Raw genomic sequence first — 1,273 nt, 5'->3', positions numbered from 1 at the left:
GTTCAGCGTAAATGTATCAGCGATCCAACTGTTGCAGGTAGGCGGCGATAACATCAATACCCTCCTGTAAGGGGGCAATTTGGCCGCGGGTAGCCCGGTTGTGCAGTTGTAGAATTGCCCGTTGGTTGCGAATCTTGCCGCGCACAATCACCTTGGCCCACCTCAGCCCTCAGGGGGAGTAGGCCCGCTGATACTGGGCCAGACGGATCTCAGAGTTGGTGGAGAAGGATCCCTGCAGGCGACCGCGAAAACCGCCATCCGCACGCAAAAAAATGGTTTCGATGCCTCGATCCAGCAGTTGGGCCAAAGCTGCGCTGGTCAATTGGATCCCGGGCAACACCACCACCAGCTCCACCTCCGCAAGGCGGCAAAGCTGCTCTTGACCACGGCGGCGAATGAGCAGGGTTTGGTTTTGGCAGTGAACCACAGTCCCCGGCTCGGTTAGGTAGAGGGTGGTCATGGGCAGGAAGGTCAAGAAAGCTTCAGGTCGGGGCGATAAAACTGCAGCTCTGCCTGGGCTTCCCGAGCCATCTGTTCCCGGTAGGCCGGGGGAGCGATCACCTCGCCGTTGGGCCGCCAATCCCGCAGGCGCATGGTGAAATTGGTATCTCCCACCCGTACCCAGGCGCGGAAGTACCGGTCGCTGGCTGGTCTTTGCCGGACAATGTTCAAAATCTGTTCGCGCTCCCGCGCATCCGCCACTGCCTGCTGCACCAAAGCCGGGATCCGCTTGTAGGCAATGGGCTGGAAGGTGGGATGTCGCACTGTGCTTTCCACATAGCGACGGGCAAACTCCGGGGAAAATCGAAGGATCAACAATGCCTTGGGCAGGTAAAAATCGGATCCCCAGGCTTCTTCCCATGCTGCTTGGACTTCTTCCGGGCTGGGCAGCTTCCTCTGCCGTTTGCGGGTTGCCAGCTCTGGCGGAATGGAAGGAGCGTCCCAGGGAATCACCGCCAGGCGCTCAGACTGGATCCGATCTAAGCGGAAATTGTGCCAGCCCAGGGATCCTTCGGGGGTGGGAAGCTGGCCAAAGGCTGCCAAATACTTGGCGCGGCGAGCATAGAACAAACAGACTGGGTAAGTGAGAACGTGTCGGATCCCATGTTGGCGGGTGGCGTAGTCAAAACCGATCACCCCCGCTTCTGGGTTGGCCCAAAAGGCTTCCAGCTGGTTTTGATATTCGTCCACCCGTTCTTGCTGTTCGTCTGAGAGGATGTACTCAAACCACACAAACAGCCGCCGCTGGGAGTGCTGATCGCGCCAGCGGGAC

Annotated in this window: 1 protein-coding gene and 1 pseudogene; both read right to left on the bottom strand. The window is 59.1% G+C overall.

Annotated elements, in window-relative coordinates; all coding sequences use genetic code 11:
* Positions 1 to 16: 16 nt before the first annotated feature.
* A pseudogene (gene cas1, locus NW819_RS13745) lies at positions 17 to 460 on the bottom strand (CRISPR-associated endonuclease Cas1).
* An 11-nt stretch (positions 461 to 471) separates the two neighbouring features.
* Positions 472 to 1,273: TIGR03985 family CRISPR-associated protein (locus tag NW819_RS13740; RefSeq protein ID WP_414414091.1), on the bottom strand; the 802-nt coding region annotated here is incomplete at its 5' end.

The sequence above is a fragment of the Synechococcus sp. R8-2 genome (assembly GCF_047461715.1).
Lineage (GTDB): Bacteria > Cyanobacteriota > Cyanobacteriia > Thermostichales > Thermostichaceae > Thermostichus.
This window is presented reverse-complemented; position numbering and strand designations above follow the sequence as displayed.